The 25,023-nt window shown below is 68.5% G+C and carries 23 protein-coding genes; 5 read left to right on the plus strand and 18 right to left on the minus strand.

What is annotated here, in order from left to right; genetic code table 11:
• Positions 1–32: 32 nt before the first annotated feature.
• Positions 33–1,256 carry an IS110 family transposase gene (locus tag ACLP4W_RS03850; RefSeq protein ID WP_442384286.1) on the minus strand — a complete coding sequence of 408 codons (1,224 nt, stop codon included), beginning with the start codon at positions 1,254–1,256 and terminating at the stop codon, positions 33–35.
• Positions 1,257–1,517: 261 nt separating this feature from the next.
• Positions 1,518–2,552, minus strand: coding sequence for a class II fructose-bisphosphate aldolase (gene fbaA / locus ACLP4W_RS03855; protein ID WP_442384288.1), 1,035 nt, complete (start codon positions 2,550–2,552; stop codon positions 1,518–1,520).
• Positions 2,553–2,709: 157 nt separating this feature from the next.
• Here fbaA and ACLP4W_RS03860 point away from each other — a divergent pair, with 157 nt between their 5' ends.
• Positions 2,710–3,414 carry a DedA family protein gene (locus ACLP4W_RS03860; RefSeq protein WP_442384290.1) on the plus strand — a complete coding sequence of 235 codons (705 nt, stop codon included), beginning with the start codon at positions 2,710–2,712 and terminating at the stop codon, positions 3,412–3,414.
• On the opposite strand, the gene ACLP4W_RS03865 is transcribed toward ACLP4W_RS03860, so the two are convergent.
• Both ACLP4W_RS03865 and ACLP4W_RS03870 read right to left on the minus strand, forming a co-directional pair.
• Positions 3,373–5,328 (minus strand): acetoacetate--CoA ligase, encoded by a 1,956-nt coding sequence (locus ACLP4W_RS03865; RefSeq protein WP_442384292.1) that lies wholly within the window; start codon positions 5,326–5,328, stop codon positions 3,373–3,375. The genes ACLP4W_RS03860 and ACLP4W_RS03865 overlap by 42 nt on opposite strands.
• A gap of 4 nt (positions 5,329–5,332) precedes the next feature.
• Positions 5,333–6,469, minus strand: coding sequence for a glycoside hydrolase family 76 protein (locus ACLP4W_RS03870; RefSeq protein WP_442384294.1), 1,137 nt, complete (start codon positions 6,467–6,469; stop codon positions 5,333–5,335).
• A 46-nt stretch (positions 6,470–6,515) separates the two neighbouring features.
• Between ACLP4W_RS03870 and ACLP4W_RS03875 the strand changes: the two genes are divergently transcribed.
• Positions 6,516–7,019, plus strand: a complete 504-nt coding sequence (locus ACLP4W_RS03875; RefSeq protein WP_442384296.1) for a (2Fe-2S)-binding protein — start codon at positions 6,516–6,518, stop codon at positions 7,017–7,019.
• On the plus strand, positions 7,006–9,135 hold the full coding sequence (locus ACLP4W_RS03880; protein ID WP_442384298.1) for a molybdopterin cofactor-binding domain-containing protein: 2,130 nt from the start codon (positions 7,006–7,008) through the stop codon (positions 9,133–9,135). The genes ACLP4W_RS03875 and ACLP4W_RS03880 overlap by 14 nt, the downstream gene beginning before the upstream one ends.
• Here ACLP4W_RS03880 and ACLP4W_RS03885 read toward each other — a convergent pair.
• Genes ACLP4W_RS03885 through ACLP4W_RS03925 form a run of 9 tightly spaced genes read right to left on the minus strand, consistent with a single transcriptional unit; the run spans position 9,113 to position 18,391 of the window.
• Entirely contained in the window at positions 9,113–10,342 is a 1,230-nt protein-coding gene (locus ACLP4W_RS03885; RefSeq protein ID WP_442384300.1) for a vWA domain-containing protein, read from the minus strand. The two genes, ACLP4W_RS03880 and ACLP4W_RS03885, sit on opposite strands and share 23 nt — an antisense overlap.
• Positions 10,343–10,348: 6 nt before the next feature.
• Complete coding sequence (locus ACLP4W_RS03890) at positions 10,349–10,993, minus strand: SRPBCC family protein (RefSeq protein ID WP_442384302.1); 645 nt, start codon at positions 10,991–10,993, stop codon at positions 10,349–10,351.
• A 13-nt stretch (positions 10,994–11,006) separates the two neighbouring features.
• A complete protein-coding gene (locus ACLP4W_RS03895) occupies positions 11,007–11,897 on the minus strand; it encodes an AAA family ATPase (protein WP_442384304.1) in 891 nt (296 codons plus the stop codon).
• Positions 11,894–12,505 (minus strand): nucleotidyltransferase family protein, encoded by a 612-nt coding sequence (locus ACLP4W_RS03900; protein WP_442384306.1) that lies wholly within the window; start codon positions 12,503–12,505, stop codon positions 11,894–11,896. The genes ACLP4W_RS03895 and ACLP4W_RS03900 overlap by 4 nt, the downstream gene beginning before the upstream one ends.
• Complete coding sequence (locus ACLP4W_RS03905) at positions 12,502–13,386, minus strand: XdhC family protein (RefSeq protein WP_442384308.1); 885 nt, start codon at positions 13,384–13,386, stop codon at positions 12,502–12,504. Before ACLP4W_RS03905 ends, ACLP4W_RS03900 begins: the two co-directional genes overlap by 4 nt.
• A gap of 5 nt (positions 13,387–13,391) precedes the next feature.
• On the minus strand, positions 13,392–15,791 hold the full coding sequence (locus ACLP4W_RS03910; RefSeq protein ID WP_442384310.1) for an aerobic carbon-monoxide dehydrogenase large subunit: 2,400 nt from the start codon (positions 15,789–15,791) through the stop codon (positions 13,392–13,394).
• Entirely contained in the window at positions 15,788–16,264 is a 477-nt protein-coding gene (locus tag ACLP4W_RS03915) for a (2Fe-2S)-binding protein (RefSeq protein WP_442384312.1), read from the minus strand. Before ACLP4W_RS03915 ends, ACLP4W_RS03910 begins: the two co-directional genes overlap by 4 nt.
• Before the next feature lie 2 nt (positions 16,265–16,266).
• Positions 16,267–17,157: an FAD binding domain-containing protein gene (locus ACLP4W_RS03920; protein WP_442384314.1), complete on the minus strand. Its 891-nt coding sequence runs from the start codon at positions 17,155–17,157 to the stop codon at positions 16,267–16,269.
• Between the two features lie 55 nt (positions 17,158–17,212).
• Complete coding sequence (locus ACLP4W_RS03925; protein ID WP_442384316.1) at positions 17,213–18,391, minus strand: XdhC family protein; 1,179 nt, start codon at positions 18,389–18,391, stop codon at positions 17,213–17,215.
• A 24-nt stretch (positions 18,392–18,415) separates the two neighbouring features.
• Here ACLP4W_RS03925 and ACLP4W_RS03930 point away from each other — a divergent pair, with 24 nt between their 5' ends.
• A complete protein-coding gene (locus tag ACLP4W_RS03930; RefSeq protein WP_442384318.1) occupies positions 18,416–19,381 on the plus strand; it encodes a LysR family transcriptional regulator in 966 nt (321 codons plus the stop codon).
• Positions 19,382–19,519: 138 nt separating this feature from the next.
• Positions 19,520–21,316 carry a PE family protein gene (locus tag ACLP4W_RS03935; protein ID WP_442384320.1) on the plus strand — a complete coding sequence of 599 codons (1,797 nt, stop codon included), beginning with the start codon at positions 19,520–19,522 and terminating at the stop codon, positions 21,314–21,316.
• Positions 21,317–21,364: 48 nt separating this feature from the next.
• Here ACLP4W_RS03935 and ACLP4W_RS03940 read toward each other — a convergent pair whose 3' ends face one another.
• From ACLP4W_RS03940 to ACLP4W_RS03960, 5 genes are all read right to left on the minus strand, one after another.
• The gene (locus ACLP4W_RS03940; protein ID WP_442384322.1) at positions 21,365–22,009 is read right to left on the minus strand and encodes a TrmH family RNA methyltransferase; all 645 of its coding nucleotides are present in this window, start codon (positions 22,007–22,009) and stop codon (positions 21,365–21,367) included.
• The gene (locus tag ACLP4W_RS03945; RefSeq protein ID WP_442384324.1) at positions 22,006–22,905 is read right to left on the minus strand and encodes a hypothetical protein; all 900 of its coding nucleotides are present in this window, start codon (positions 22,903–22,905) and stop codon (positions 22,006–22,008) included. Before ACLP4W_RS03945 ends, ACLP4W_RS03940 begins: the two co-directional genes overlap by 4 nt.
• 27 nt (positions 22,906–22,932) lie before the next feature.
• Positions 22,933–23,481 (minus strand): orotate phosphoribosyltransferase, encoded by a 549-nt coding sequence (gene pyrE, locus ACLP4W_RS03950; RefSeq protein ID WP_442384326.1) that lies wholly within the window; start codon positions 23,479–23,481, stop codon positions 22,933–22,935.
• Positions 23,468–24,241: an SDR family NAD(P)-dependent oxidoreductase gene (locus ACLP4W_RS03955; protein WP_442384328.1), complete on the minus strand. Its 774-nt coding sequence runs from the start codon at positions 24,239–24,241 to the stop codon at positions 23,468–23,470. Before ACLP4W_RS03955 ends, pyrE begins: the two co-directional genes overlap by 14 nt.
• A gap of 53 nt (positions 24,242–24,294) precedes the next feature.
• Positions 24,295–25,023 (minus strand): trehalose monomycolate transport factor TtfA (locus ACLP4W_RS03960; protein WP_442384330.1); only part of this gene is annotated, 729 nt, incomplete at its 5' end.

Below are 25,023 nucleotides of genomic sequence, written 5' to 3' on the forward strand. Positions count from 1 at the left end.
GGCTAGACATCCCAGGGATGCAACTTGTCAAGTCAAGCGGCGTCGGCGGTCGGGTTGGGTTGGCGGTGTGCCCAGGCTTTGTGTTCGTCGTATTGGGTGCGGTGACGTAGGCAGCCGTGCAGGATGCCGACGAGTCGGTTGCCGAGGGCGCGCAGGGCCTGGTGGTTGAGGTCGCCGGCGGTGCGGCGTTGGTCGTAGAAAGTGCGGGCACCGGGGCTGCTCGTGAGGGCGCAGAAGGCCCATTGGTCGATGGCGTCGTAGAGGCGACGGTTGCGGACGTGGCGGGCGAGCACGGCGCGTTTCTTACCCGAGGCCACGGTCAATGGTGATGTTCCGGCGTAGTTCTTGCGACACTTGGCGGTGGTGTATCTGTTCGGGTCGTCCCCGAACTCACCGAGCACCCGGGCGCCGAGTATGACACCAAGTCCTGGCACGGAGAGGTAGATGTCGGCGTCCGGGTGTGCCTCAAAATGCGTTGCGAGTTCTGCTTCGAGCTCGCCGATCTGACGGTTGAGTTCGGCGATGATCCCGACCGTGGCGCGGGTACTGGCCCCGAACGCAGTGGTGACCGCCTCGGGCGCGGCGAGCTGCGGGGTCCGCAGTGTGGCCTGGATGTGTAGCGCCCGGGTGTCGAGGTTGCGCTGGCGCCCAGCGGCTTTGAGTGCAGCCCGGATCTTCGCCAGGCTGAGCCGACCGGCATCGGCGGGGGTCGGGGCGCGACCCAGGATGGCCAGCGCGTCACGGTCGGCCAGATCCTCGAATGCCTCCAGCGCGCCGGGGTAGTACTCGCGCAGCGCCGAGCGCAGCCCGTTGGTGTGGCGGGTGCGTGCCCAGATCAGATTCTGGTGGGCCCGGGCCAGCACCTTGACCGCCTCGGCCTGACCGCTGTCGCCAGCGATCCGGCGGTGGTTGTGGCGGTCAGTGCGCACCAGATCGGCTAGCAACTTGGCGTCAGAAGCGTCGGACTTGGCTCCCGAGACATGGTGGCGGTCGCGGTAGCGGGCCGCCGCCAGCGGGTTGATCGCGAACACCTGATACCCGGCCCCGGTCAAGGCATCCACCCACAGGCCCCGGTCAGTTTCGATCCCGATCACCACCTGGGCGGGGTCCTCGGCATGCTCGGCGATCAGCTCGTGCAACCGCCCGATCCCGGCCAAGCCTTCGGGTAGCCGCCGCGACGCCAGCCTGACACCGGTGTCGTTCATCAGATACACGTCGTGATGGTCTTCTGCCCAGTCGTCTCCGACGAACAGCATTCGTTTGGCCTCCTCGGATCAATATGGATGAATCCTGTTCGAGCCCGAGGACACCCGGCGGCGACCTAATGGATCAGTGCTCAACCGGCACGACATCCCATGAGCGCTACAGATGACCTCACCAACCAGCCGGGGCACGATCTAGCCCTAGGAATCGGCAATCGCTCCAGGAGCCAAGGGTGCTCACCGGCCGGCGGCTCGGTGATCAGCCTCCCGCTCAACAACCAAGATCCCCGTCAAGGACACGCTGATCGAATCCCATTAGGAGCTAAGCGATTTACCCGCGCAGTGCAGGTCGTTGCAGGCCTCCACGACTCGCTCGGTCATCGAAGCTTCGGCCATCTTGAGGTAGCTGCGCGGGTCGTAGGCCTTCTTGACGCCGACTTCGCCGTCGACCTTGAGCACGCCGTCGTAGTTGGTGAACATATGACCGGCGATCGGGCGGGTGAACGCGTACTGGGTGTCGGTGTCGACGTTCATCTTCACCACGCCGTAGCGCAGCGCCTCCTCGATCTCCGACTTCAACGAACCCGAACCGCCGTGGAACACGAAGTCAAACGGCTTGGCATCGGAGGACAGCCCCAGCTTGGCCGCCGCCACCTTCTGCCCCTGGGCCAAGATGTCGGGACGCAGCTTGACGTTGCCCGGCTTGTACACGCCGTGCACGTTGCCGAAGGTCGCGGCCAGCAGGTACTTGCCGTGCTCGCCGTGCCCCAGCGCGTCGATGGTTTTCTCGAAGTCGTCCGGCGTGGTGTAGAGCTTGTCGTTGATCTCGTTGGCGACACCGTCCTCTTCGCCGCCCACCACGCCTATCTCGATCTCGAGGATGATCTTGGCGGCCGCGGCCTCCTTGAGCAGTTCCTGCGCGATGACCAGGTTCTCATCGAGCGGCACCGCCGAGCCGTCCCACATGTGCGATCCGAACAGCGGGTCCTTGCCGGCCGCTACCCGCTTGGCCGAGATCGCCAGCAGCGGCCGCACGTAGCTGTCCAGTTTGTCCTTGGGGCAGTGGTCGGTGTGCAACGCGACATTGATCGGGTATTTGGCCGCGATGCTGCGGGTGAACTTGGCCAGCGCCACGGCGCCGGACACCATGTCCTTCACCCCGAGGCCGGAAGCGAACTCCGCACCCCCGGTGGAGAACTGGATGATGCCGTCGCTGCCGGCGTCGGCGAAGCCTTTGATCGCGGCGTTGACCGTCTCGGATGAGGTGCAGTTGATGGCCGGGAAGGCGTACGAGTTCTCCTTCGCGCGGCCCAGCATCTCGGCGTAGACCTCGGGCGTTGCGATGGGCATTGGCTCCTCCTGACGACTCGGTCCACCCAGTATCGCAACTCCGCATTTGGGTCGCCCCGCGAGTCCGAGAGAAGTTTTCGGCCACCGTCAGCGGGGTTACTCCGGGTTTTGCGAGGCTTTTCCGGGCCGGTGCTTGTCGCCGGTATGTTGTGACGTCATGAGCACCGTGGTGACGGCCTTGCCGGACATCCTCGACCCGATGTACTGGTTGGGCGCCGACGGCGTCTTCGGGTCCGCGGTGCTGCCCGGGATTTTGATCATCGTCTTCATCGAGACGGGGCTGCTGTTCCCGCTGCTGCCCGGCGAATCGCTGTTGTTCACCGGTGGGCTGCTGGCCGCCCACCCGCAACCGCCGGCAAGCATCTGGGTCCTGGCGCCCGCCGTCGCCGTGGTCGCGGTGCTGGGCGATCAAACCGCGTATTTCATCGGCCGCCGGATCGGACCGGCGCTGTTCAAGAAGGAAGATTCCCGGTTCTTCAAAAAGCACTACGTGACCGAGTCGCACGCCTTCTTCGAGAAATACGGACCCTGGGCGATCATCCTGGCCCGGTTCGCGCCCTTCGTGCGGACGTTCGTCCCGGTGATCGCCGGGGTGTCGTACATGCGCTATCCGGTGTTCCTCGGCTTCGACATCGTCGGCGGCATCGCGTGGGGCGGCGGCGCGACGCTGGCGGGCTACTTCCTGGGCACCGTGCCGTTCGTCCACCAGAACCTGGAAAAGATCATCCTGGCCATCCTGTTCGTGTCGCTGTTGCCGGCGATGATCGCGGCTTGGCGCGCGTATCGGGGACGCCGCCGCGCGGCTGACCGAGAGCCCGACTCAGGGCACCCGACTCCTCCGGTACGTAACGAAAGCGTCTAACAGTTCCGGCCTGTCGATCGAGCTCTGCTGCACGGCCTCGCCCGGCGCCGCCCCCAGCAGGATCCGCTTGATCGGGATCTCCAGCCGTTTGCCGGTCAGCGTCCGTGGTATGCCCGGCACCGTCAGAATGTCGTCGGGCACATGCCGCGGCGAGGCGTGTTGACGGATCTCCGCGATGATCCGCGACCGCAGCTCGTCGTCGAGTTCGACACCGTCTTCTAACGCCACGAACAGCGGCATCCAGTAGCCGCCGTCGTCCTGCTCGACACCGACCACCAGGCAGTCGCGCACCTCGGGCATGCGCTCCACGGCGGTGTAGATTTCCGCGCTGCCCATCCGGACACCCAGCCGGTTCAAGGTGGCGTCCGAACGGCCATGCACCACAACGGATCCCCGGTCGGTGATGGTGATCCAGTCTCCGTGCCACCACACACCCGGGTACTTGTCGAAGTAGGCGGCGCGGTAGCGGCTGCCGTCGTCGTCGTTCCAGAAGAACACCGGCATCGAGGGCATCGGCTTCGTCAGCACCAGTTCGCCCTCCTCCCCGATGACCGGGTTTCGCGGACCGGACCAGGCTTCGATGGCCGCGCCCAGGCAGATGCACGACAGCTCGCCGGCCACCACCGGCAAAATCGGACAACCGCCGATGAAGGCCGTGCAGACGTCGGTGCCGCCACTCAGCGAAACCACCGGAACCGACCGGCCCAGCCCCTCTTGCACCCAGCGGAATCCGGGCGCCGGCAGCGGTGAACCGGTGGAACCCACCGCCCGCAGCGCCTCCAGCGGGTAGGACGCACCCGGCTTCAGCCCCTTTTTGGCACAGGCCAACAGGTAGCCCGCCCCGGCGCCGAGCACCGTGACGCCGGCTTCGGCGGCGACTCGCCACAGGCCATCGGTGGTCAAATGCGTTGGGCTGCCGTCGTAGAGCACGATGGTGGAATCGACCATGAGACCGGACAACAGCAGGTTCCACATCATCCAGCTGGTGGACGAGTACCACAGGAAGCGGTCGCCGGGGTGCACGTCCAGCTGCAGACTCAAGTACTTCAGGTGCTCCAGCACGACACCGCCGTGACCGTGCACGATGCCCTTCGGCTTCCCGGTGGTTCCGGACGAGAACATCACCCACAGCGGGTGCGCGAACGGGACCGGTGAAATGTCCAGGGCGGCATCCGCCTGCACCGCCGTGGCCCACGGCACCGACTCGGAGTCGCCCTCCAGATCTAGTCCGAGCCGCGGCACCACCACCGTGGCCCGCAACGTGGGCATCGCACGCCGGATGGCGGCCAGCTCGGCGCGGCGATCGATGCGCTTGCCGTCGTAAACCGAGCCGTCACTGGCCACCAGCACGGTCGGCTCCACCTGGCCCAACCTCGCTATCACACCGTCGACGGCCACGTCCTGGTTGCACACCGCCCAGATCGCGCCCACGGCGGCCGCGGCCAGGGCGGCAAGCGCGGCCTCGGCGACGTTGGGCAGGTACCCCACGACGGAATCCCCGGGTTTCACTCCGAGGCCCCGGAGGTAAGCGGCGAACGCCGCGGTCTCGCGCCGCAGCCGCGCCCACGACCACTCGCTCGAGCCGTCTTCGCCGACGACGATCAGCGCGGGGCGCTCGTCAGTAGCGTGCCGGAACACCTCGGTGGCGTAGTTCAGCGTGGCGCCGGGAAACCACTCGGCGCCCGGCATGGAACGGTTGCCCAACACCGCGCGGGGCGGGCTGTCGGCCTGGATGTCGAAGTAATTCCAGACGGCGTCCCAAAACCATTCGATGTCATCCACCGACTTCGCCCACAGTTCGTGGTAGTCGCGATACTGGCCGCGTCCGGTCTCGGCCAGCCAGGCCAGAAAGCGGATGAGGTTGGCTTCTGCCAGCGTTGCCTCGTCGGGGACCCAGCCGCCGGGTTCGCTCATTGCCTCACTCATTTGTAGCGCCGCCTGTTGTCACGGCGGTGACGTTACAGGCGGCCTCCATCAGCATCCAGCCCGAAAGCTGTACCGACAGATCCCGCTCGGCGACCTCGGAGCCGTCTACCGCTCCCCCGACGAACTCGGCTTCTTGACCGCTCGCCGTGGGCAGCCCCGCCTCGCGGTCCCAAAACGCTCCGAACAGCGGCAGCCCGTCGACCGTCTGTCGGTAGTCCCACGCCGATTTCGCGCTGGCCAGCACCATGCCGCGGGCGGTGTCGCGGGCCACGGCATCGTCGGCGGAGTCGCCCGGCAGCGTGGTGGCGACCAGCGCGAGGTATCGGGCGGTGATGCCGGCGAACAGCCCGCCGTCCCCTCCGCCGGAGCCCCGCAGCACACCCGACGGCGCCATGTGCCCGCTGACCGCCGCGACCAGGCGGTGCACCCGTGCCGCGTGCCGGGCCCTGGCCTCCGCGCCGGTGCGCGCGGCAAGCTCCGTTTCCAGGCCCAGCACCACACCCTGGCAGTAGGTGTACTGCGCGCGGACCAGCGAGCCGGCCTTGATGCCGTCGAACACCAGGTGCGTCTCCGGATCGATCAATGTGCGGTCAATCCAGTCGGCCATCTGCTCGGCCCTTTTCAGCCGGTCTCCATACCGGGTGAGGAAGATGCCCGCCGGGCCGTTGGCCGGAGCGTTGAAGAACTGGTCCTGCTTGCGCCACGGGATGCCGCCACCGTCCTCGGGCACCCATGCCTTGACGAACTGGTCGGAGAGCTTCGGCAGTGCGCGCCGGCGCTCGACGCCGGCTATCCGGGCCGCACGTTCCAGCGCCAGCGCCAGCCACGCCATGTCGTCGTAATAGCTGTTGGTCCACGAGAAGTTGTTGCGCAGCCGGTGTGCGCGCACTTGGCGGTTGATTTCGGTGCGCCTCTCCGGCTGCGGATCGCGCAGCTGCGCGTCGACCAGGCAATCCAGCAGATGCGCCTGCCACCAGTAGTGCCACGTGCCGAACAACCGGTCCCGCCGCGCCGCAGGCCAGGCCACCACTCCCAGCTGGGTTCCGGGCAGCGCCCAGAGCCGTTTCAGGTGTCGTTGCGCTACAGCGGCTTCGGAGCTGGCTGCCCGGTTTGCCCAGAGCTGATCCATACCTGTCGATCCTGCCTTAGCGCGGCGGCGGAGGATGCTGGAGTCCATGGGATCCATGCGAGGGGCCAAAAACCTGACCGCCGTGACCGTGAATGAGCAGCGCCACGAGGTTGACGCCGAGGACGACACACCGCTGCTCTACGTGTTGCGCAACCACCTCGGCCTGAAGGGCACCCGGTTCGGCTGTGGAGTGGGCTTGTGCGGCGCGTGTTTCGTGCTTGTCGACGGCCGCCCTGTCTACTCCTGCGACACTCCGCTGTGGTCGGTGGCCGACAAGTCGATTCGCACCGTCGAAGGCCTGGGCGTCGACCGGGAGCTGCACCCGGTGGCACGCGCCCTGATCGCCGGACAGGCGGCGCAATGCGGGTATTGCATGTCCGGCATCGTGGTGGCGGCGGCGGCGCTGCTGGCCGCCAACCCCGACCCGACGGAAGCCGAGGTCCGCACCGCCCTGGACCCCAACCTATGTCGCTGCGGCTCACACAATCGTGTGGTTCGGGCGGTGTTGAGCGCTGCGGCCGAGATGGGATCCACAGATGGCCGCTCGTGATTTGCCGGAATCGCTGGCGGCGAATCCGGTTCTGGGCGACTGGCTTCGGATCAAATCGGACGGCGTCGTTCAGGTGCGCTCGGGCAAGGTGGAGCTGGGCCAGGGCGTGTTGACGGCGCTGGCACAGATCGCCGCCGAGGAGCTCGACATAGACATCGCACGCGTGCAAATGATCCCCGCCGCAACCGATCTCAGCCCCGACGAAGGCTTTACCGCTGGCAGCCGGTCGATCCAGAGCTCGGGCGCGGCGCTGCGCCAGGTGTGCGCCGAAGCACGGGCGGTCTACCTTGACGTCGCGGCGGACAAACTGGCCGCGGCGCCCGACGAGTTGGAGATTTCCGACGGCGAATTCAACGGTCCGAACGGATCAGCCACCAGCTATTGGGAACTCGCCGACGACTCGCTGCTGGATCGGGCGGCGACCGGAGAGGCGGAACCCAAGCCGGAGTCGGACTACGCGGTCGTCGGCACCGACATGGCCCGGCTGGATCTGCCCGACAAACTGACCGGGCGGCCGCGCTACCTGCACGACCTCGCGCTCGACGGGCAGGTGTACGCGAGGGTGGTTCGGCCGCCCTCGCGCGGCGCGACACTGCGCGATCTCGATACCGGCCCGACACTTGCGCTGCCGGGCGTGATCACCGTCGTGCGCGACGGTGAGTTCCTCGCAGTCGTGGCCGAACGAGAAGAGGTCGCAGTGCGCGCCGCCGAACGGCTACGCCGCGACGCCGGCTGGGACCAGCGGCCGACCCTGCCCGACGAGAACGACCTCCCCGGATATCTCGTGTCGGCCCGAGCCGACACCTCGGTGCTCGCGTCCAAAGAGGCCGTGACGACCACCGAGTCCACGCGGTCACACTCGGCCCGCTACCACCGACCGTATCTGGCGCATGCCTCGATCGGTCCGTCGGCCGCGGCGGCGGTCGCGCACGCGGGCGGCAGCCTCGAGGTCTGGTCGCACAGCCAAGGCGTGCACGTGCTGCGGCGCGAATTGGCCGCCGCGCTCGGCCTGGCGGCCGATCGGGTGGTGGTGCGGCATGTCGAGGGGGCCGGATGCTACGGACACAACGGCGCCGACGATGCCGCCATGGACGCCGCGTTGCTGGCACAGGCGGTGCCAGGGCGGCCCGTACACGTGGTCTGGTCGCGCGCCGACGAGCTGGCATGGGCGCCCTTCGGCCCCGCGGCCGTCGTCGAGATCGCCGCCGACTGCGACGACGACGGCGGCGTGCTGGGCTGGCGCCACGAGATATGGAGCGGCAGCTACATGGGCCGCCCAGGGACAACGCCGACGACCGCGTTCCTGGCGGCCAGCGACCGCGCCGGTGGCGAGCCGATCCGTGCCGGCGGCGAGCCGCCGGTCGAATGGGGAGGCGGCACCGGACGTAACGCCCTACCCGGCTATGACTTTCCGGCCTACCGGGTGACCAACCACCTGTTGACCGAGATGCCGCTGCGCACTTCGGCGCTACGTGCGCTGGGCGCCTTCATCAATGTTTTCGCGGCCGAGTCGTTCATGGATGAGCTCGCGTCGGCTGCGGGCCGCGATCCGGTCGAGTTCCGGCTGGCCCACTTGTCGGACGCCCGCGGGCGGACGGTGCTGCAGACCGCGGCGTCAATGGCCGGCTGGACGGAATTTGCAGCGCGCGACCCGGCCGGCTGCGCCGGCCGGGGCATCGGGTATGCGCGATACAAGAACTCGGCCGCCTACTGCGCGGTCGTGGCCGAAGTCGAGGCGATCGACGAGGTGCGGGTGCGACGGCTGGCCATCGCGGTGGATGCGGGGCTGGTGATCAACCCCGACGGCGCTGCCAATCAGATCGAGGGCGGTGCGGTACAGGCCACCAGTTGGACGCTCAAGGAGCGGGTGCGCTTCGACCGATTGAACGTCACCAGCGACACCTGGGAGACCTACCCCATCCTGCGGTTCTCCGAGGTGCCCGCAATCGACGTCGAACTCGTTGCGCCGAAAGGCAATCCGCCCCTGGGAATCGGCGAGTGCGCGCAAGGCCCGACGGCGGCGGCGATCGCCAACGCGGTTTACGACGCGCTCGGCGTCCGGGTGCGAACACTACCCCTGACCGCCGAGCAGCTCATCGCCGCGATGTCCGACTAGGTCCCGTACTCGTTAAAGCCAGCAGCAATTCGCGCAGTCCGGTCAGCGAATGCGCCGGCAGGAACAGATCGCAATAGGGCAGGGCCGCGGCCATTGAACCGGCCAGCGGCTCAAATCCGCTGTGCGCCGCACGGGGATTGAGCCAGACCAACAATGCGGCGCGGCGACGCAGCCTGGCCATCGCGTGCTCCAGCACGTCGGGGGGATCGCTGTCCCAGCCATCGGAGGCGATGATGACCACCGCGCCGCGCAGCGCGTTGCCATGCGGCGGGGCCAGCAGAGCGGCGACGCTGCGACCGATGAACGTGCCGCCGTATCGGTCGGTGACCTTTGCGTTGGCCCGCTGTAGCGCCACCTCTGCCGAGCGGTGGGACAGCACCGAAGTGAGCCGGGTCAGCGAGGTCGAAAACGCGAATACTTCGGGGCGGATCCCCGCCTGGCGCAACATCGCCGCACGCATCAAATGCAGATAGATCGCGGCGTACGGCTGCATCGAGCGGCTCACGTCGCAGGCCAGGACGACCCGGCGGGGCCGGCGACGGGGCCGGGTTCGCGCGAGGACCACCGATTCCCAGCCGGTCCGACGCGATGCGTTCATCGTGGCCCGCAGGTCGATCCTTTTGCCGCCGGCGCTGGGCTCGAACCGGAGGGTGCGGCGCCGGGGCCAGCGCGCCACGGTCGCCTCCAGCCAGGAGCCGAGCAGACGCAAGTCCTCGGGATCGAAGCGGTCAAACGGTTCGTCGGCCAGTGCGGCTATGCGGCTGGGCAGGACATCCAGCAATAGGACACTCGAGTCCGTGGGGTCGTCGTGAACCGTGCCGGCCCGGGTGACCCAGGGCAGCGTTTGGGCGGCGGTCGATCGGCTGCCGGCTCGGTGCACCGTGCCGGCCGCGGGTGTTTTGGGTCCCGGAAGGGGCAGTACCGGCTCGGGGCCTTTTGCGCCATCGGGCCCGGCGCTGCCAAACGCCCCGAACACCGCCGCGAAGACGGCGTCGAACGCGCCGAGATCCTCCATCCGGTTCACCAGCGTCAGCCGGGCCGCCCAATACAGCGCCGACGTGGTGTCTGGGACCAGCTGCCGGAGCGCCTGTACGAAAGTGGCCTGGCCATCGGCGGACACCAGTACCCCAACGCCGCGCAGGCGCGCCACCAGGGCAGCCGCGAACGCCGCTAAATCGACGCCCCGCAACAACAATGGGGTACTCACGAGCCGCTACCCTCGCCGGCGCAGCACCCAGATCAGCACCAGCACCGCGAGCACCGCAAGCGCCACCGCACCATACTTCTTGAGCTGGTCGCCACCCGCGAGTTCCAGCAGATCGATGGGCTCGGGCTCGGCCGCCGGGGCCTGGCGTGGTTCCGGGACGCGCGCGGTCTCGGCGGGGCCCTCGGGACTTGCCGGGCTCTCTGCGTTCTGTGCGGCGAGTTCGGCTTCCAGCGATTCCACGAACTGGCCCAGCAACTTCTCCGACACCTGCTGCAGCATGCTGCTGCCGAACTGAGCGAGCTTGCCGACGATCTTCAGGTCGGTGTCGACGGTGACGCCGGTGCGTTCCCCGTCCTCCTGCAGCTGGGCGGTGACCGTCGCGGCCGCGTTGCCGGTGCCGCGCGACTCCTTCCCCTTGGCGTCGATGACCGCGCGATGCTGGCTGCGGTCCTGCTCGACGAAGCGCACCTTGCCGCTGAACTCACTGGTCACCGGCCCGACCTTGACCTTGACCTTGCCGAGGTAGTCGTCGCCCTCGCGGCCGGTCAGCTGCGCCCCCGGCATCAGCGGGATCACCTGCTCCAGGTCGCACAGCACGTCCCAGGCCCGCTCGATGGGCGCGCTGACGGTGAACTGGTTGGCGATCTTCATGCTGTAGGTCCTCTCAGGTGCGGCTGTACTCAGTAAACGTTTTGTACGCGTCGCGAATCAGAGTACGGTCGTCGGGCGTCTTGGCCAGCGCCCCCAGGCTGGGCAGTGCGGACGCAAGGGTTTCTTCCGAGACAAGGTCAGCAACGCCGAGCGACACCAGGGCGGCGACCCAGTCGATCGTCTCTGCCACACCGGGCGGCTTGTCCAGGTCGAGATCGCGGATGCGGCCGACGAATTGGGTGGCGTGCTCGATCAGCGGCGCCGTCGCGCCCGGCACCGTCCGGCGGACAATCGCGGCGGCCCGGGCCGGCTCCGGGTAGTCGATCCAGTGGTAAAGGCAGCGGCGGCGCAGCGCATCGTGCAGGTCGCGGCTGCGGTTGGAAGTGAGCACCGCGATCGGCGGACGCTCGGCCACAAAGGTGCCCAGTTCGGGAACCGTGACCGAGGACTCACCGAGGAACTCCAGCAGCAACGCCTCGAATTCGTCGTCGGCCCTGTCGATTTCGTCGACGAGCAGCACCGGCGGTGTCGGGCCGCGGTGCCGCACGCACTGCAGGATCGGCCGATCCACCAGATATTTCTCGGTATAGAGATCGGCCTCTTCGATGTCCGCCCCCTGCGCCTCGGCCAGCCGGATGGACAGCAGCTGACGCTGGTAGTTCCAGTCGTAGAGCGCCTCGTTAGCGGTCAAGCCCTCGTAGCACTGCAGCCGGACCAGCGTAGTATCCAGCACGACTGCAAGGGTTTTCGCCGCTGTGGTCTTGCCGACGCCCGGCTCGCCTTCCAGCAGCAGCGGTCTACCCAATGTGGCCGCGAGATAGATCGCCGAGGCGGTCCCGGTGTCGAGCAGGTAGTCGTGCGCGTCGAACCGGCTGATCACGTCATCCGGATTGGTGAATGTCATGAGGGCACCGTTTCCAGTAGCCGCCGGTAGTCGTCCCAGGTGTCCACGTCGGGCGGAACCGGTCCGCCAACCTCGAGTTCGCGCACGGGATGCCGGCCGGATCCCACCAGCTTCCAGACCCCCTTGTCGCCGTGCAGTTGGGCGAGTTCACTGAATAAGCTGCGGCTCAACCAGAACGGATGCCCGATGCCATCGGCGTAGCGGCACACCGTGATGCTGCCAACCGGCCCCGGGCCGATCATTCGCCGCACGGTCGCGGGATTCACTTGCGGCTGATCGCCGAGCATCAACACGATGCCGGCTGCCCGCGGGTCCACCCGGCCCAGTGCGGCGCGCAGCGATGCCGAACACCCGTCGGCCCCCGAGTCGTCCCTTAAGGCGTCCAAAGTCACCACGTCGGCCCCGTCCAGCGGCACGGCATCGCGCACCGCCTGGGCGACGCCACCACCCAGAGTGACGATCAGCTGGTCGAACCCGGCGCTGCGGGCGACGTCCAGGGTCGCTCCGAGCAGAGTCGTATCGCGATATGGCAGAAGCTGTTTGGGCGTGCCCAGCCTGCGCGAGTTGCCGGCCGCGAGCACGACACCGGTGACCCGCGGCGCATTCATGCGCCGACGGGCCGGTTCGCGAACGCCGTGCGGCATCCCGGGCCGCAGAACCAGTAGTCCGTGTCGGCCAGCCGCAGGTGCTCGGTGGCGGGCCCGACCGTCACCGTCATGCCGCACACCGGATCGACCGCCTCCCGCGGAACGTCTTGCGGTATGACGGCATGGGTCAGGCTGCCGCCGCGGATGCCGGCGATTAGTTCGGCCGTGATCGAGACCGCGATCTCCGCCGGGGTTTTAGCGCCGATGGGCAACCCGACCGGGGTGTGTATGCGGGCCCGCTCGGCCTCGGAGAGTTCGAGTTCGTTCAAGATCGCGGCGCCGCGAACCTTGCTGGCCACCAGCCCGATATACCCCACGCCGTTGGCCAGCGCAGTGCGGATGATCTCGGCCTCAGGCCCGCCGTGGCTGGCGATCACGAGGGCAGTCGGCAAGGCAGTGGCGTCGCCCAGGTCGGCGTCGCGCCGAACGTCGTAACCCAGTACCTCGCACAGTTGGGCCAGGGCCTCGCCGATGGGTGTGGCTCCGTAGATCTGGATCAACGGGGCCGGCAATTGGGGCGTCAAGAAGATCTCCAGCGAACCGCCGGACAAGCACGGGTTGACGACCACGCAGGCGCCGGGCGCCTCCGGAAAGTGGGTGTCGCCGTCGGGAAGCACCCGCAGCAACACGCTTTCGCCGGCCTGCAGCGCGCCCATCGCCGCCTTGCGGACGGAGTTCTGCGCGCACTGGCCCCCGACGAAACCTTCGATCGTCCCATCCGCCAACAAGATTGCCTCGTCACCCGGGTAGGACGACGTGGGTGGCTGGGCACGCACCACGGTCGCGTGCACAAACGGCGTCCGTGCCGCCAAGAGCTGCTGAGCTCGCTCACTGATAGTCATCATGGCTAAATCGGCGGTCTGGCTCGGCCCTGCATGGCCTCCCAGACCCGGGACGGTGTCAACGGCATGTCGGCGTGTCGAACCCCGAACGGCGCCAACGCATCCACCACCGCGTTCACCACGGCCGGGGGCGATCCCACGGTGGCCGATTCGCCGATGCCCTTGGCGCCGATCGGGTGATGCGGCGACGGCGTGACGGTATGCCCGGTCTCCAGATGCGGCACCTCCACCGCCGTCGGGATCAGGTAGTCCATCAGCGACCCGCCCAGGCAGTTGCCCTCCTCGTCAAAGGCGATCATCTCCATCAACGCCATCCCGATGCCGTCGACGATGCCGCCGTGCACCTGGCCCTCGATGATCATCGGGTTGATGCGGGTGCCGCAGTCGTCGACGGCCAGGAAGCGCCGCACCTTGACCACCGCGGTGCCCGGATCGACGTCCACCACACAGAAATACGCGCCGTAGGGATAGGTCAGGTTCTCGGGGTTGTAGCAGACCTCGGCGTCCAGGCCGCCCTCGATGCCGTCGGGCAGATCGCCGGCCCCGTGCGCGCGCATGGCAATGTCCTGAATGGTCACCGACGCCGACGGGTCACCCTTGACGTGGAATGAGCCCTTCTCCCACTCCAAGTCGGCGACCGAAACCTCGAGCATGCCCGACGCGATGATCTTCGCCTTGTCGCGGACCTTGCGGGCGACCAGCGCCGCCGCCCCACCCGAGACCGGGGTCGACCGGCTGCCGTAGGTGCCCAGCCCGAACGGTGTCTGATCGGTGTCGCCGTGCACCACTTCGATGTCGTCGGGCGGGATGCCCAGCTCCTCGGCGACGATCTGCGCGAACGTCGTCTCGTGGCCCTGGCCCTGGGTCTGGACCGAAAGTCGCACAACGGCTTTGCCCGTCGGATGCACCCGCAACTCACACCCGTCGGCCATGCCGAGGCCGAGGATGTCCATGTCCTTGCGGGGGCCGGCGCCGACGGCCTCGGTGAAGAACGACATGCCGATGCCCATCAGCTCGCCTTGTTGCCTTCTGCGCCTCTGTTCCTCGCGTAACGCCTCATAGCCGATCATGTCCATGGCCTTGCGCATGGTCGCCTCGTAGTCACCCGAGTCGTACACCCACCCGGTTTTGCTCGTGTACGGGAACTGGTCCGGCCGCAACAGGTTTCGCAGCCGCAGTTCGGCCGGATCCATTTTCAGCTGGAAGGCCAGGCAGTCCACCAGCCGCTCGACGAAGTACACCGCCTCGGTGATCCGGAACGAGCACGCGTAGGCCACCCCGCCGGGCGCCTTGTTGGTGTACACCGCGGTCATGTGGCAGTAGGCGGCTTCGAGGTCGTAGCTGCCGGTGAACACCCCGAAGAACCCGGCCGGGTATTTCGTCGGCGCAGCCTGGCCGTTGAACGCGCCGTGATCGGCCAGCACATTTGACCGGATCGCCAGGATCTTGCCGTCGCCGGTGGCGGCGATCTCGCCGACCATGATGTAGTCGCGCGCGAAGCTGGTGGACGTCAGGTTCTCGCTGCGGTCCTCCATCCATTTGACCGGCTTGCCCAGCACCAGTGATCCGACGATCGCGCACACATAACCGGGGTAGATCGGCACCTTGTTGCCGAAGCCGCCGCCGATGTCGGGTGAGATCACCCGGATCTTGTGTTCGGGCAGGCCGGCGACCAACGCGTAAAGGGTGCGGTGGGCGTGCGGGGCCTGCGAGGTGGTCCAAAGAGTCAGCTTGCCGGTGACCGGGTCCAGATCGGCCACCGCGCCACAGGTTTCCATCGGCGCGGGGTGCACCCGGGGGTAGATGATCTCCTGCTTGACGACGACGTCGGCCTTGGCGAACGCCGCCTCGGTGGCGGCCGCGTCACCGGTCTCCCAGTCGAAGATGTGGTTGTCGGTCTTGCCTTCGAGATCGGTGCGTATCACCGGCGTGGCGGGATCCAGCGCGGTGCGGACATCCACGACGGGGTCCAGCGGGTCGTAGTCGACGTCGATCAGCTCCAGCGCGTCCCGGGCCGAATACCGGTCCTCGGCAACGACGAACGCTACCTCCTGCCCCTGGAAGCGCACCTTGTCGGTGGCCAGCACGGCCTGCACGTCGTTGGACAGCGTCGGCATCCAGGCCAGCCCCTTCTCGGCCAGGTCCGCGCCCGTCACCACCGCTTTGACCTTCGGATGCGCAAGTGCCGCGGTCACATCGATGCTGGCGATGCGGGCGTGCGCATAGGGCGAGCGCAAGATCGCCAGATGCAGCATGCCGGGCAGGGCGACGTCGTCGACGTAGGTGCCGCGGCCGCGGATGAATCGCGGGTCTTCCTTGCGCATCATCCGGCCGTGGCCGCACGGCTTTTGGTCGTTGTCGGCCAAATCTTCGGGCGAGGGCGGACGAGACTCGATGGTGGTCATGACCCGGCCTCCACAGTCGAGTGCTGCGCGGCCCACTGGATCGAGCGGACGATCGTGGTGTATCCGGTGCACCGGCAGATCTGCCCGGAGATCGCCTCCCGGATGGTCTCCTCGTCGGGATTGGGGTTACGGTCCAGTAGGGCGCGGGCGGTGATCATCATGCCCGGCGTGCAAAAGCCGCATTGCAGCCCGTGGCAGCGCATGAACCCTTCCTGCACCGGATCGAGCTGGCCATCAACGGCCAGTCCTTCTACGGTCCGAACGCTGTGACCCGATGCCATCACGGCGAGCATCGTGCAGGACTTCACCGGCACGCCGTCCACGTCGACCACACACGTTCCGCAGTTGCTGGTGTCGCAGCCCCAGTGAGTTCCGGTGAGCCGCAGCTGATCCCGCAGAAAATGCACCAGCAGCATCCGGGGTTCGACGTCGGCGGCTACCTGTTCGCCGTTGACGGTCATATTCACCTGCATGGTTAATTCCCTTCCGGCTGTGGCATATTCCGCACCCGCTGCGCGGCCGTACGCAACGTGCGGATGGTCAGTTCGGCGGCCAGGTGCCGCTTGTACTCGGCGGTGCCCCGGACATCGGTCACCGGATCGCAGGCCGCCGCGGCACGGCGACCCGCCTCGGCGAAGACCTCGTCGGTGGCCGGCTGGCCGACCAGCAGCGCCGAGAGCTCGGCCAGTGCGGCCGGATCCGGGTTCACCGCCGTCAGGCCCACGCGGGCGGCGGCTATTGCGGCACCATCGAGTGTGATCGCCGCTCCCGCCGCCGTGACCGCCCAGTCGCCGACCCGGCGCTCCACTTTCGCGTACGCGCTCGACGTGTTGTGCCGCACGGGAATCCGGGCCTCGATCAGGATCTCGTTGTGCGCCAACGTCGTCTCGTAGGGCCCCGCGAGGAAATCGTCGATCGGTATTTCGCGTTCACCGGAAGGTCCCCGGGCCAGGCACACCGCATCCAGCACGCTGCACACCGTCACCAGGTCCTCGGCCGGATCCGCCTGGCAGAGCGAACCGCCGAGGGTGCCGCGATTGCGGACCACGGGATCGGCGATCACCCGCTCGGCGTCGCGGAAGATCGGGCACGCGGCGGCCAGGGTGTCGGACTCCAGTATCTCGCGGTGACGCGTCATGGCACCGACGCGAACCAGGGTCGGATTGGTGATCACGTAGCCGAGCTCGGGCGCCAGGTCGTTGATGTCGACGAGGTACTCCGGGTTGGCGATGCGCAGCTTCATCATCGGCAGCAGGCTGTGCCCGCCGGCGACCACCCGCGCCCCCTCCCCCAACCGATCCAGCAGCCCGACGGCGTGGTCGACGCTGGTTGCACGTTCGTATTCGAAGGGCCCCGGTACCTGCATGTGACGCACCTCACTTGGGAATGGACCCTAAGTGTCGGGCGGCTCGACATGGGCGTCAATATCGAGTTAAGCGATCCTTTAACTCATCCTCTACCTGCGGGTCCTGCAGGTCGTGGTGGATTCGCCCGGCGGTCTGGGCCAGCGGTCGACCCCCGCCACCCCAGCGCTTGGCGATGATGTCGGCGGCGATCGAGACCGCGGTCTCCTCCGGGGTGCGGGCGCCGAGGTCCAGTCCGATGGGGCTGCACAACCGGCTCAGCTCGGCGTCGGTCAGGCCCACCGCCCGCAGCCGGTTCACCCGGTCGTCGTGGGTGCGGCGCGATCCCATCGCCCCCACATAACCGACGTGGGGCAGGCGCAGCGCCACTTCGAGCACCGGGACGTCGAACTTCGGATCGTGGGTGAGCACGCAGATCACCGTGTTGTCGTCGACGGCGCCCGCCTCCGCCTGGGCGGCCAGATAGCGGTGGGGCCAGTCGACGACGACGTGCTCGGCCGTCGGAAAGCGCACCGGCGTGGCGAACAACGCGCGGGCGTCGCAGACGGTGACCCGGTAGCCGAGGAACGATCCCTGCTGCGCCAGGGCGGCGGCGAAGTCGATGGCTCCGAATATCAACATCCGCGGACGCGGCGCGCAGCTGGACACGAAGACCTCCATGCCTTCGCCCAGTCGCTGCCCGTCGGGTCCGTACTCGAGGACCTCGCTGCGGCCCACCGCGAGCAGGCCACGCGCATCGTCGGCGACCGCAGCATCGGCACGCGCCGAACCCAGCGATCCCGCCACGGGCGTGCCCGGGTCCGCCCGGACCACCAATCTGCGGCCGACCCGCCGCGCGTCCGGGTGGGCGATGACGGTCGCGACCGCCACCGGGCGGTTCTCGCCAATGTCGTCGGCGATCGCGCCGAGTTCGGGAAACGTCGCCTGCGACATCGACTCGACGAACACATCGATGACGCCGCCGCACGTCAGCCCGACCGCGAACGCGTCGCCGTCGCTGACCCCATACCGTTCCAGCCGGGGTGTCCCGGTTTGTGCCACCTCGGTGGCTACTTCGTACACCGCGCCCTCGACGCAACCACCCGACACCGACCCGCTCACCGAACCGTCAGGCGCGACAACCATCGAGGCTCCCGGCGGCCTTGGCGCCGACCGGAACGTTCGCACCACCGTCCCGAGCCCGGCGGTGTCACCGGCACGCCAGATCGACATCAACTCGGCAAGCACATCGCGCACAGGTCCCAACGTAGGCTCACATTCATGACTCCGGCTCAACTTCGGGCCTATTCGGCGGTGGTGCGCCTGGGTTCGGTGCGAGCGGCCGCCGCGGAACTGGGCGTTTCGGATGCCGGAGTTTCGATGCACGTCGCGGCGCTGCGCAAGGAGCTCGACGACCCGCTATTCACCAGAACCGGGGCCGGACTGGCGTTTACACCCGGCGGACTCCGGTTGGCCAGCCGCGCGGTCGAGATCCTGGGGCTGCAACAGCAAACCGCTATCGAGGTCACCGAGGCGGCCCACGGGCGCCGGTTGCTGCGGATCGCCGCGTCGTCCGCCTTCGCCGAACACGCCGCCCCGGGGCTGATCGAGCTCTTCTCGTCGCGGGCAGACGACCTGTCGGTCGAGTTGAGCGTGCATCCGACGAGCCGATTCCGCGACCTGATCCGCTCGCGCGCCGTCGACATCGCGATCGGCCCGGCCAGTGAAAGTTCGATCGGTTCCGACGACTCGCTCTTCGTGCGGCCCTTTCTGAAGTATCAGATCATCACCGTCGTGGCGCCGAACAGCCCACTGGCCGTGGGCGTTCCGACGCCCGCGCTGTTGCGCCACCAACCGTGGATGCTCGGGCCGTCGGCGGGCAGCGTGGACGGCGAGATCGCAACCATGTTGCGCGGCTTGGCAATTCCGGAGTCACAACAGCGGATCTTCCAGAGCGACGCTGCCGCGCTCGAGGAGGTTCAGCGGGTCGGAGGTGTCACGCTGACGATCGGTTTCGCGGTCGCCAAGGACCTCGCCGCCGGGCGGTTGGCTCACTTGATCGGTCCCGGGCTGGACAGGTCGGGCGAGTGGTGCGCGGCGACGCTGGCGCCCTCGGCCCGCCAGCCCGCCGTGTCCGAGCTGGTCCGCTTCATCACCACCCCGAGGTGCATCCAGGCGATGATCCGCGGAACCGGGGTCGGGGTGACGAGGTTCCGCCCGAAGGTACACGTCACGCTGTGGAGCTAGCCACCAGCACCGGGTGACGGCCGACGGGGATGGCGGCGTAGATTAACGAAACCGCGGAAATTTTGATCGCGGGATGGTGATACTGGTGGCCGTCTTCGTATCTCCGTTGGTTCGATCGTGGGGGGGTGGGAGGCAGCGTTGTCGTATCTGATCGCAGCACCGGGCATGTTGGCGGCGGCAGCAGCGGATGTCGCGAGTATTGGCTCGTCGCTGAGCGCCGCCCACGTGGCGGCCGCGGCCCCGACCACCGCGGTGGTGGCCGCCGCCGGTGATGAGGTGTCGGCGGCGATTGCTTCCCTGTTTTCTGGCCACGGTCAGGCGTATCAGGCGCTGAATGCGCAGGCGGCGGCGTTTCATGCCCAGTTTGTGCAGGCCTTGAACAGCGCGGGCAGTTCGTATGTGGCCGCCGAGGCGGCCAACGTCTCGCCGTTGCAGACGCTGGAGCAGTACCTGCAGAACCCAACGCTCTTTTCGCCCGTGAAGGACATCACGGGGCGCCCGCTGTTCGGCAGCGGCGCCAACGCGACGACGCCGGGGGGGAACGGCGGCAACGGCGGGTGGCTTATCGGCAACGGCGGCAACGGGGCGGCCGGGGCGCCCGGGCAGACCGGCGGCAACGGCGGTAACGCCGGACTGTGGGGCCACGGCGGCAACGGCGGGGCCGGCGGGGCCGGCACCGCGGGCGCCGCGGGCGCCGCCGGCACCAACGCCGGCAACGGCGGCAACGGCGGCGGCGGCGGCAACGGCGGCAACGGCGGCAACGGCGGCAACGGCGGGCTGTTGTACGGCAATGGCGGCGCCGGCGGCGTGGGTGGCGCGGGCGGGAGGGGTGGCGACGGCCTGGGCGTCACCAACGACGGCACCGGCGCAACCGTCGCGGCCAACGTGACCGGAGGCAACGGTGGTGACGGCGGCACCGGCGGTATGGGCGGGGCCGGCGGCAACGGCTCGGCCATGTTCGGGCAGGCGGGCGCCAACGGCGGCGGCGGCAACGGCGGCGCCGGCGGCGCCGGCGGTTCTGCGCTCACCGACGGAACCGGAAACGCCACCGGTGGCGCCGGCGGCGGCGGTGGCGCCGCAACTAGCGGCGCCGGCGGGACCGGCGGCGGCGGCGGCGGCGCGACAATCAATGACAGCGCCTCTACGGGTACCGCCACCGGCGGCAAGGGCGGAACCGGCGGGAACGGCACCTCCGGCGGCTACGGCGGCACGGGAGGTGAGGCGCTTACCTTCGGAACCGGAAACATCACCCCCGGCAACGGCGGCAATGGCGGCACCGGCACCACCGGCACCGGCGGGGCCGGCGGCAGCGGCGGCGTCGCGGCAACCTATAGCAGCACCGGTACGGTTACCGCCGTCGGCGGAACCGGCGGAACCGGCGGCGCCGCCACCGCCGGCACCGGCGGTGCCGGCGGCAGCGGCGGTGGTGCGGTCAACTTCGGAACCGAAGACGCTATCGGCGGCACCCCCGGGGCCGGTGGCACCGGTTCTATGGGCGGCGGGGCCGGCGGCGCCGGCGGTTATGCGACCAACGACGGACCGGGAAACGCCATCGGCCACGCCGGCGCGGACGGCACTAGCGGCGGCACCACCGGCGTCGGCGGGGCCGGCGGCGCCGGCGGCGCCGCGACGAGCGACTCTGGCACCGCCACCGGCGGCAAGGGCGGGGACGGCGCCGACGGCACCAACGGCGGGACCGGCGGCGCCGGCGGTGGGGCGTCCACCATAGGAACCGGAAGCGCCATCGCCGGCGACGGCGGCAACAGCGGCAACAGCTCGGCACAAAACGCCAGCGGCGTCAACGGCGGCAACGGCGGCAACGCCTACACATCTCCTGTGTCCAATGCCACCGCCGGGACCGGCGGGACCCCCGGGGCCGCAGGACCCGGCGGTTCCCCCGGTTCCCTCGGTTCACCGGGTACTACCGGAGCCTAACGACGAGTCGTCTGGCAAGGGGCCGGCAACCGCGCCGACGACCTGGTTTTACCAGGCGCGGGTCATGTCTGCGTGTTGCCTGATCCAGGCGTGCATCGCGATCCCGGCGGCAACCCCGGCGTTGATACTGCGCGTCGAGCCGAACTGGGCGATCGACACCGTAAGCGCCGCGCCCGCGCGGGTGTCGTCGGTGATGCCGGGTCCCTCCTGACCGAACACCAGCAGACACTTACGCGGCAGTGCGGTCTGCTCCAGGCGCTCCGCACCCGGGAGGTTGTCCACCGCGACCACGGTCAAACCGGCACCCGCCGCGAACTCCAGCAGCTCGGCGGTGCTGTCGTGATGGCAGAGCCGCTGATAACGGTCGGTCACCATGGCGCCGCGCCGATTCCAGCGCCGACGCCCGACGATGTGCACGGTGTCCACCGCAAAAGCGTTGGCGGTGCGCACCACCGAGCCGATGTTGGCGTCGTGGCCGAAGTTCTCAATCGCCACATGCAACGGGTGACGGCGCCGATCTATATCAGCGATGATCGCATCCCGGGTCCAGTACCGGTAGGAGTCGACGACATTGCGAGTGTCGCCGTCGCGCAACAGGACTGGGTCATACCGCGGGTCATCGGGAAGGTCCCCCATCCAGGGCCCGACACCGCCGGTCGGTATCCCCCATTCGGTAGGCCCGGTTTCGTTCATCGCTGCGTCCACACACCGGCGTGGGTGCCGTCTATCGCCACCGTCGCGTAGAGCAGCGCGTCGTTGATTTCGCCCTGGGTGCACAACGAAGCGTTGACGCGCACCGAGTCCAACGACGCGTCGGGCAGGATGAGCACCGACGAACCGTACGCCGCGCAGGCCGGGTTCAATCCCCGGCCGGGCAGCGTCGGCGAGGCGAGCAGCATCATCGGGCCGCCGCGGGTCGCGGAGTCGTCGCGATACCGGGCGGCGATCGCATCGGCTTGAAGCCCCAGCAGCATGTAGCCGTCGCCGGTGAACGCGGCGGGGTCGCCGAGCTGCGCCTTGGTCACCGGGTTGCCGTCGGCGCGCCAGGCCGACAGGCTGGTGGTCTTGACCACCAGGCCGGTGTCGTTCGCATTCGTCGGCATCAGGCCCACCGGAAAAGCCACCGGGTAGGCCGCCGAGGTATCCGCGATCCGATCGCGCGGCGAGTAGCCGTACACCCCACGGACCTGACTTCGATCCTTCAGTGGCCCAAGGCAAATGGTGCCGGTGAGCCGGTCGGGAGGCGCCGACAGCGGCGAGGGAATATCGTGCACAGTCGCGGTCGCGCTGTCGCAGCTGCCCAGGCCGGCGGACTCTATCGGGTGCGCCAGCGCGCCGTACAGGCCGAAGCGAATGTCCTCGGGTTTGGCGTGCGTAGCGTGCGGATCCTTTGGAGACGCGTCGACGTCGATCAGCACATAGTCGCCGTCCCAGCGCAGATTCGACACCGCCATGTTCCAGCCCAGCAGCGCCAGCGATTCGCCGAGCCGCGCACCCTGGGCGCCGTAGGGGCGCGCGGGATGATTTGAGCCCGAGCAGCCCACTACACAGACCGCGAAACAGACCGCTATGGCAAGGAGAGTGCGCACGGTGCTCCCGTCGGCGGGCAATGCAACCTAGCCCAGCCCCAGATCGGCAAGGCCCAGCACGCTGCGGTACAACAGTCCCTCGGCCCGGATGGCCTCGGCGGCGCCGGTAGCGCGGTCCACAACGGTGGCCACGCCGACCACTCGACCGCCCGCGTCCTGCACGGCGTGCACCGCCGTCAGCGCCGACGCACCGGTGGTACTGGTGTCCTCCACCACCAGCGCCCGCCTACCGGCGACCTCGGATCCCTCGATAAGACGTTGCAGGCCATGGGTTTTCGCCGACTTGCGCACGACGAATGCGTCGATGGGACGCCCGGACGCGTGCATGATGGCCGTCGCGACCGGATCGGCGCCCAGGGTCAGTCCACCGACGACCGAGTAGTCCCAGTCACCGGTGAGTTCGCGCATCAGCGTGCCGATCAATGCGGAGGCCCGGTGGTGCAGGGTGGCGCGGCGCAGGTCGACGTAGTAGTCGGCCTGTTTGCCCGACGACAGCGTGACCCGGCCGTGCACCACCGATAGGCGTCGCACCAGGTCCGCCAACTCCTCACGCGGGGACCACTCAGGTTCGGCCACGGCCGCCACCAACTCGTTTGGTTATGGCGCGCATCAGGTTCCGCGGAATCATTCGCCCGGCGGTGACAATCGCCTTGTATTGCAGCCCCGGAACGCTGATTACGTTGCCGCGGGCGATATCGTCCAGGCTTTGGGTCACCACGTCGTCGACCTCGAGCCACATGAACGACGGCAACTTGGCCATGTCGATCCCGGCCCGGGCGTGAAATTCGGTGTGCACGTAGCCCGGGCACACGGCGTGCACACCGACGCCGGTGCCCTGCAGGCCGACGGCCAGGCCCTCGCTGAACGAGATCACCCAGGCCTTGGACGCGGAATAGGTCGACCCGCGTCCCGGCACCAGCCCGGCGACGCTGGCGACGTTGATGACGGTTCCGGCGCCGGCGTCGAGCATCGCCGGCAGCGCGGCGCGGGTGAGGTGCATGACCGCGGTCACGTTGACGTCGAGTTGCGCCTGCAACAGCGCGGGCTCCGTCGTCCAGAAGTCGCCGGACGTGCCGAAGCCGGCGTTGTTCACCAGCACGCGCACCCCTGCCGCGAGGCGCTCGGCGACCTTGTCGCGATCGGCGGAATCGGCCAGGTCGGCGGCCAAAACCTCGACGCCGCCCGCCTGGCCCTGAAGTTCGGCCGCCAGTTTTCTCAACCGGTCGACATCGCGGGCGACCAGCACCAGGTCGTAGCCGTCACTCGCGTAGCGTCGCGCGTAGCCGGCGCCGATCCCGGACGTAGGCCCCGTGATCAGGGCTACAGGGCGAGGCATGAGCGACAGTTTAGTGACCGGGCCCTAACCTCCCGGCCCCACCCGGCGCGCTGTCAGCGCTGGTAGTTATCGGCCTGATGGCCGTTGCGCCCCGTGGGCGGCGGACGGCGGACGGCATCCGTGCGACCCTCGAAACCGCCCTCAGCGCGAGTCTGGTCCCGGTGCACCGGCTCCGCGGTGCGCCGACCCGCCTGAACATCCGAGCCCAGCAGCCCGGCCACATCCTGCGCTGCGCGCCTGGGTGGCAACTCCACGCGACCGGCCGGCGCCAAAGGACGGCCCGGTGCTGCGTTGCGAAGTGCCGCCGGCGCTTCCGTCTCCTGAGGGGTCTCCTGGGGCAGCGGCGGCAACACGCGCAGCAGGTCGTTGAACTGGCGTACGGTGCGCAGGCCCTCGTCCCACTGGGCGCGAGTGCTGGAGACCGGCATGGCGACCAGTGTCCAGTTCTGCTCGTTCCACATGATCTCCGCGCAGTCGGGTGCGGTGTGCGCAAAGGTGACCATCCGCCGGTCGCAGGCCCGCCGGGCCGCGTCCAGGTTGGTGGAGTACACCATCCGCGGCCCGATCGCGCCCAACAGCCAAATGTCGCTTTCCCGAGGCTCTTTGAGCCCTTTGAGTCGCAGGTCGACCACGACATTTGTACCCACCTTGCGGTGCAGCGCGATCACCGTGGCGACCTCTTCGAGGTCGAAGATGTACACCGCCTCGCCGCGGATCTGGCCCAGCACGACGTTGTGGGCCGCGACGTCACCGACCGTCGAAACCACACCGCGCTTCCAGCG

It is taken from the genome of Mycobacterium sp. (assembly GCF_052145595.1).
Classification (GTDB): Bacteria; Actinomycetota; Actinomycetes; order Mycobacteriales; family Mycobacteriaceae; genus Mycobacterium.

Excerpts from the sequence above, each read along its gene's own strand:
- ACLP4W_RS03875 (WP_442384296.1), top strand. The coding sequence starts at position 6,516 with ATGGGATCCATGCGAGGGGCCAAAAACCTGACCGCCGTGACCGTGAAT.
- ACLP4W_RS03900 (WP_442384306.1), bottom strand. The coding sequence starts at position 12,505 with ATGAATGCGCCGCGGGTCACCGGTGTCGTGCTCGCGGCCGGCAACTCG.
- ACLP4W_RS03910 (WP_442384310.1), bottom strand. The coding sequence starts at position 15,791 with ATGACCACCATCGAGTCTCGTCCGCCCTCGCCCGAAGATTTGGCCGAC.
- ACLP4W_RS03870 (WP_442384294.1), bottom strand. The coding sequence starts at position 6,469 with ATGGATCAGCTCTGGGCAAACCGGGCAGCCAGCTCCGAAGCCGCTGTA.
- ACLP4W_RS03920 (WP_442384314.1), bottom strand. The coding sequence starts at position 17,157 with ATGCAGGTACCGGGGCCCTTCGAATACGAACGTGCAACCAGCGTCGAC.
- fbaA (WP_442384288.1), bottom strand. The coding sequence starts at position 2,552 with ATGCCCATCGCAACGCCCGAGGTCTACGCCGAGATGCTGGGCCGCGCG.
- ACLP4W_RS03895 (WP_442384304.1), bottom strand. The coding sequence starts at position 11,897 with ATGACATTCACCAATCCGGATGACGTGATCAGCCGGTTCGACGCGCAC.
- ACLP4W_RS03915 (WP_442384312.1), bottom strand. The coding sequence starts at position 16,264 with ATGCAGGTGAATATGACCGTCAACGGCGAACAGGTAGCCGCCGACGTC.
- ACLP4W_RS03955 (WP_442384328.1), bottom strand. The coding sequence starts at position 24,241 with ATGCCTCGCCCTGTAGCCCTGATCACGGGGCCTACGTCCGGGATCGGC.
- ACLP4W_RS03850 (WP_442384286.1), bottom strand. The coding sequence starts at position 1,256 with ATGCTGTTCGTCGGAGACGACTGGGCAGAAGACCATCACGACGTGTAT.
- ACLP4W_RS03865 (WP_442384292.1), bottom strand. The coding sequence starts at position 5,328 with ATGAGCGAACCCGGCGGCTGGGTCCCCGACGAGGCAACGCTGGCAGAA.
- ACLP4W_RS03880 (WP_442384298.1), top strand. The coding sequence starts at position 7,006 with ATGGCCGCTCGTGATTTGCCGGAATCGCTGGCGGCGAATCCGGTTCTG.
- ACLP4W_RS03905 (WP_442384308.1), bottom strand. The coding sequence starts at position 13,386 with ATGACTATCAGTGAGCGAGCTCAGCAGCTCTTGGCGGCACGGACGCCG.
- ACLP4W_RS03860 (WP_442384290.1), top strand. The coding sequence starts at position 2,710 with ATGAGCACCGTGGTGACGGCCTTGCCGGACATCCTCGACCCGATGTAC.
- ACLP4W_RS03930 (WP_442384318.1), top strand. The coding sequence starts at position 18,416 with ATGACTCCGGCTCAACTTCGGGCCTATTCGGCGGTGGTGCGCCTGGGT.
- ACLP4W_RS03890 (WP_442384302.1), bottom strand. The coding sequence starts at position 10,993 with ATGAAGATCGCCAACCAGTTCACCGTCAGCGCGCCCATCGAGCGGGCC.
- ACLP4W_RS03940 (WP_442384322.1), bottom strand. The coding sequence starts at position 22,009 with ATGAACGAAACCGGGCCTACCGAATGGGGGATACCGACCGGCGGTGTC.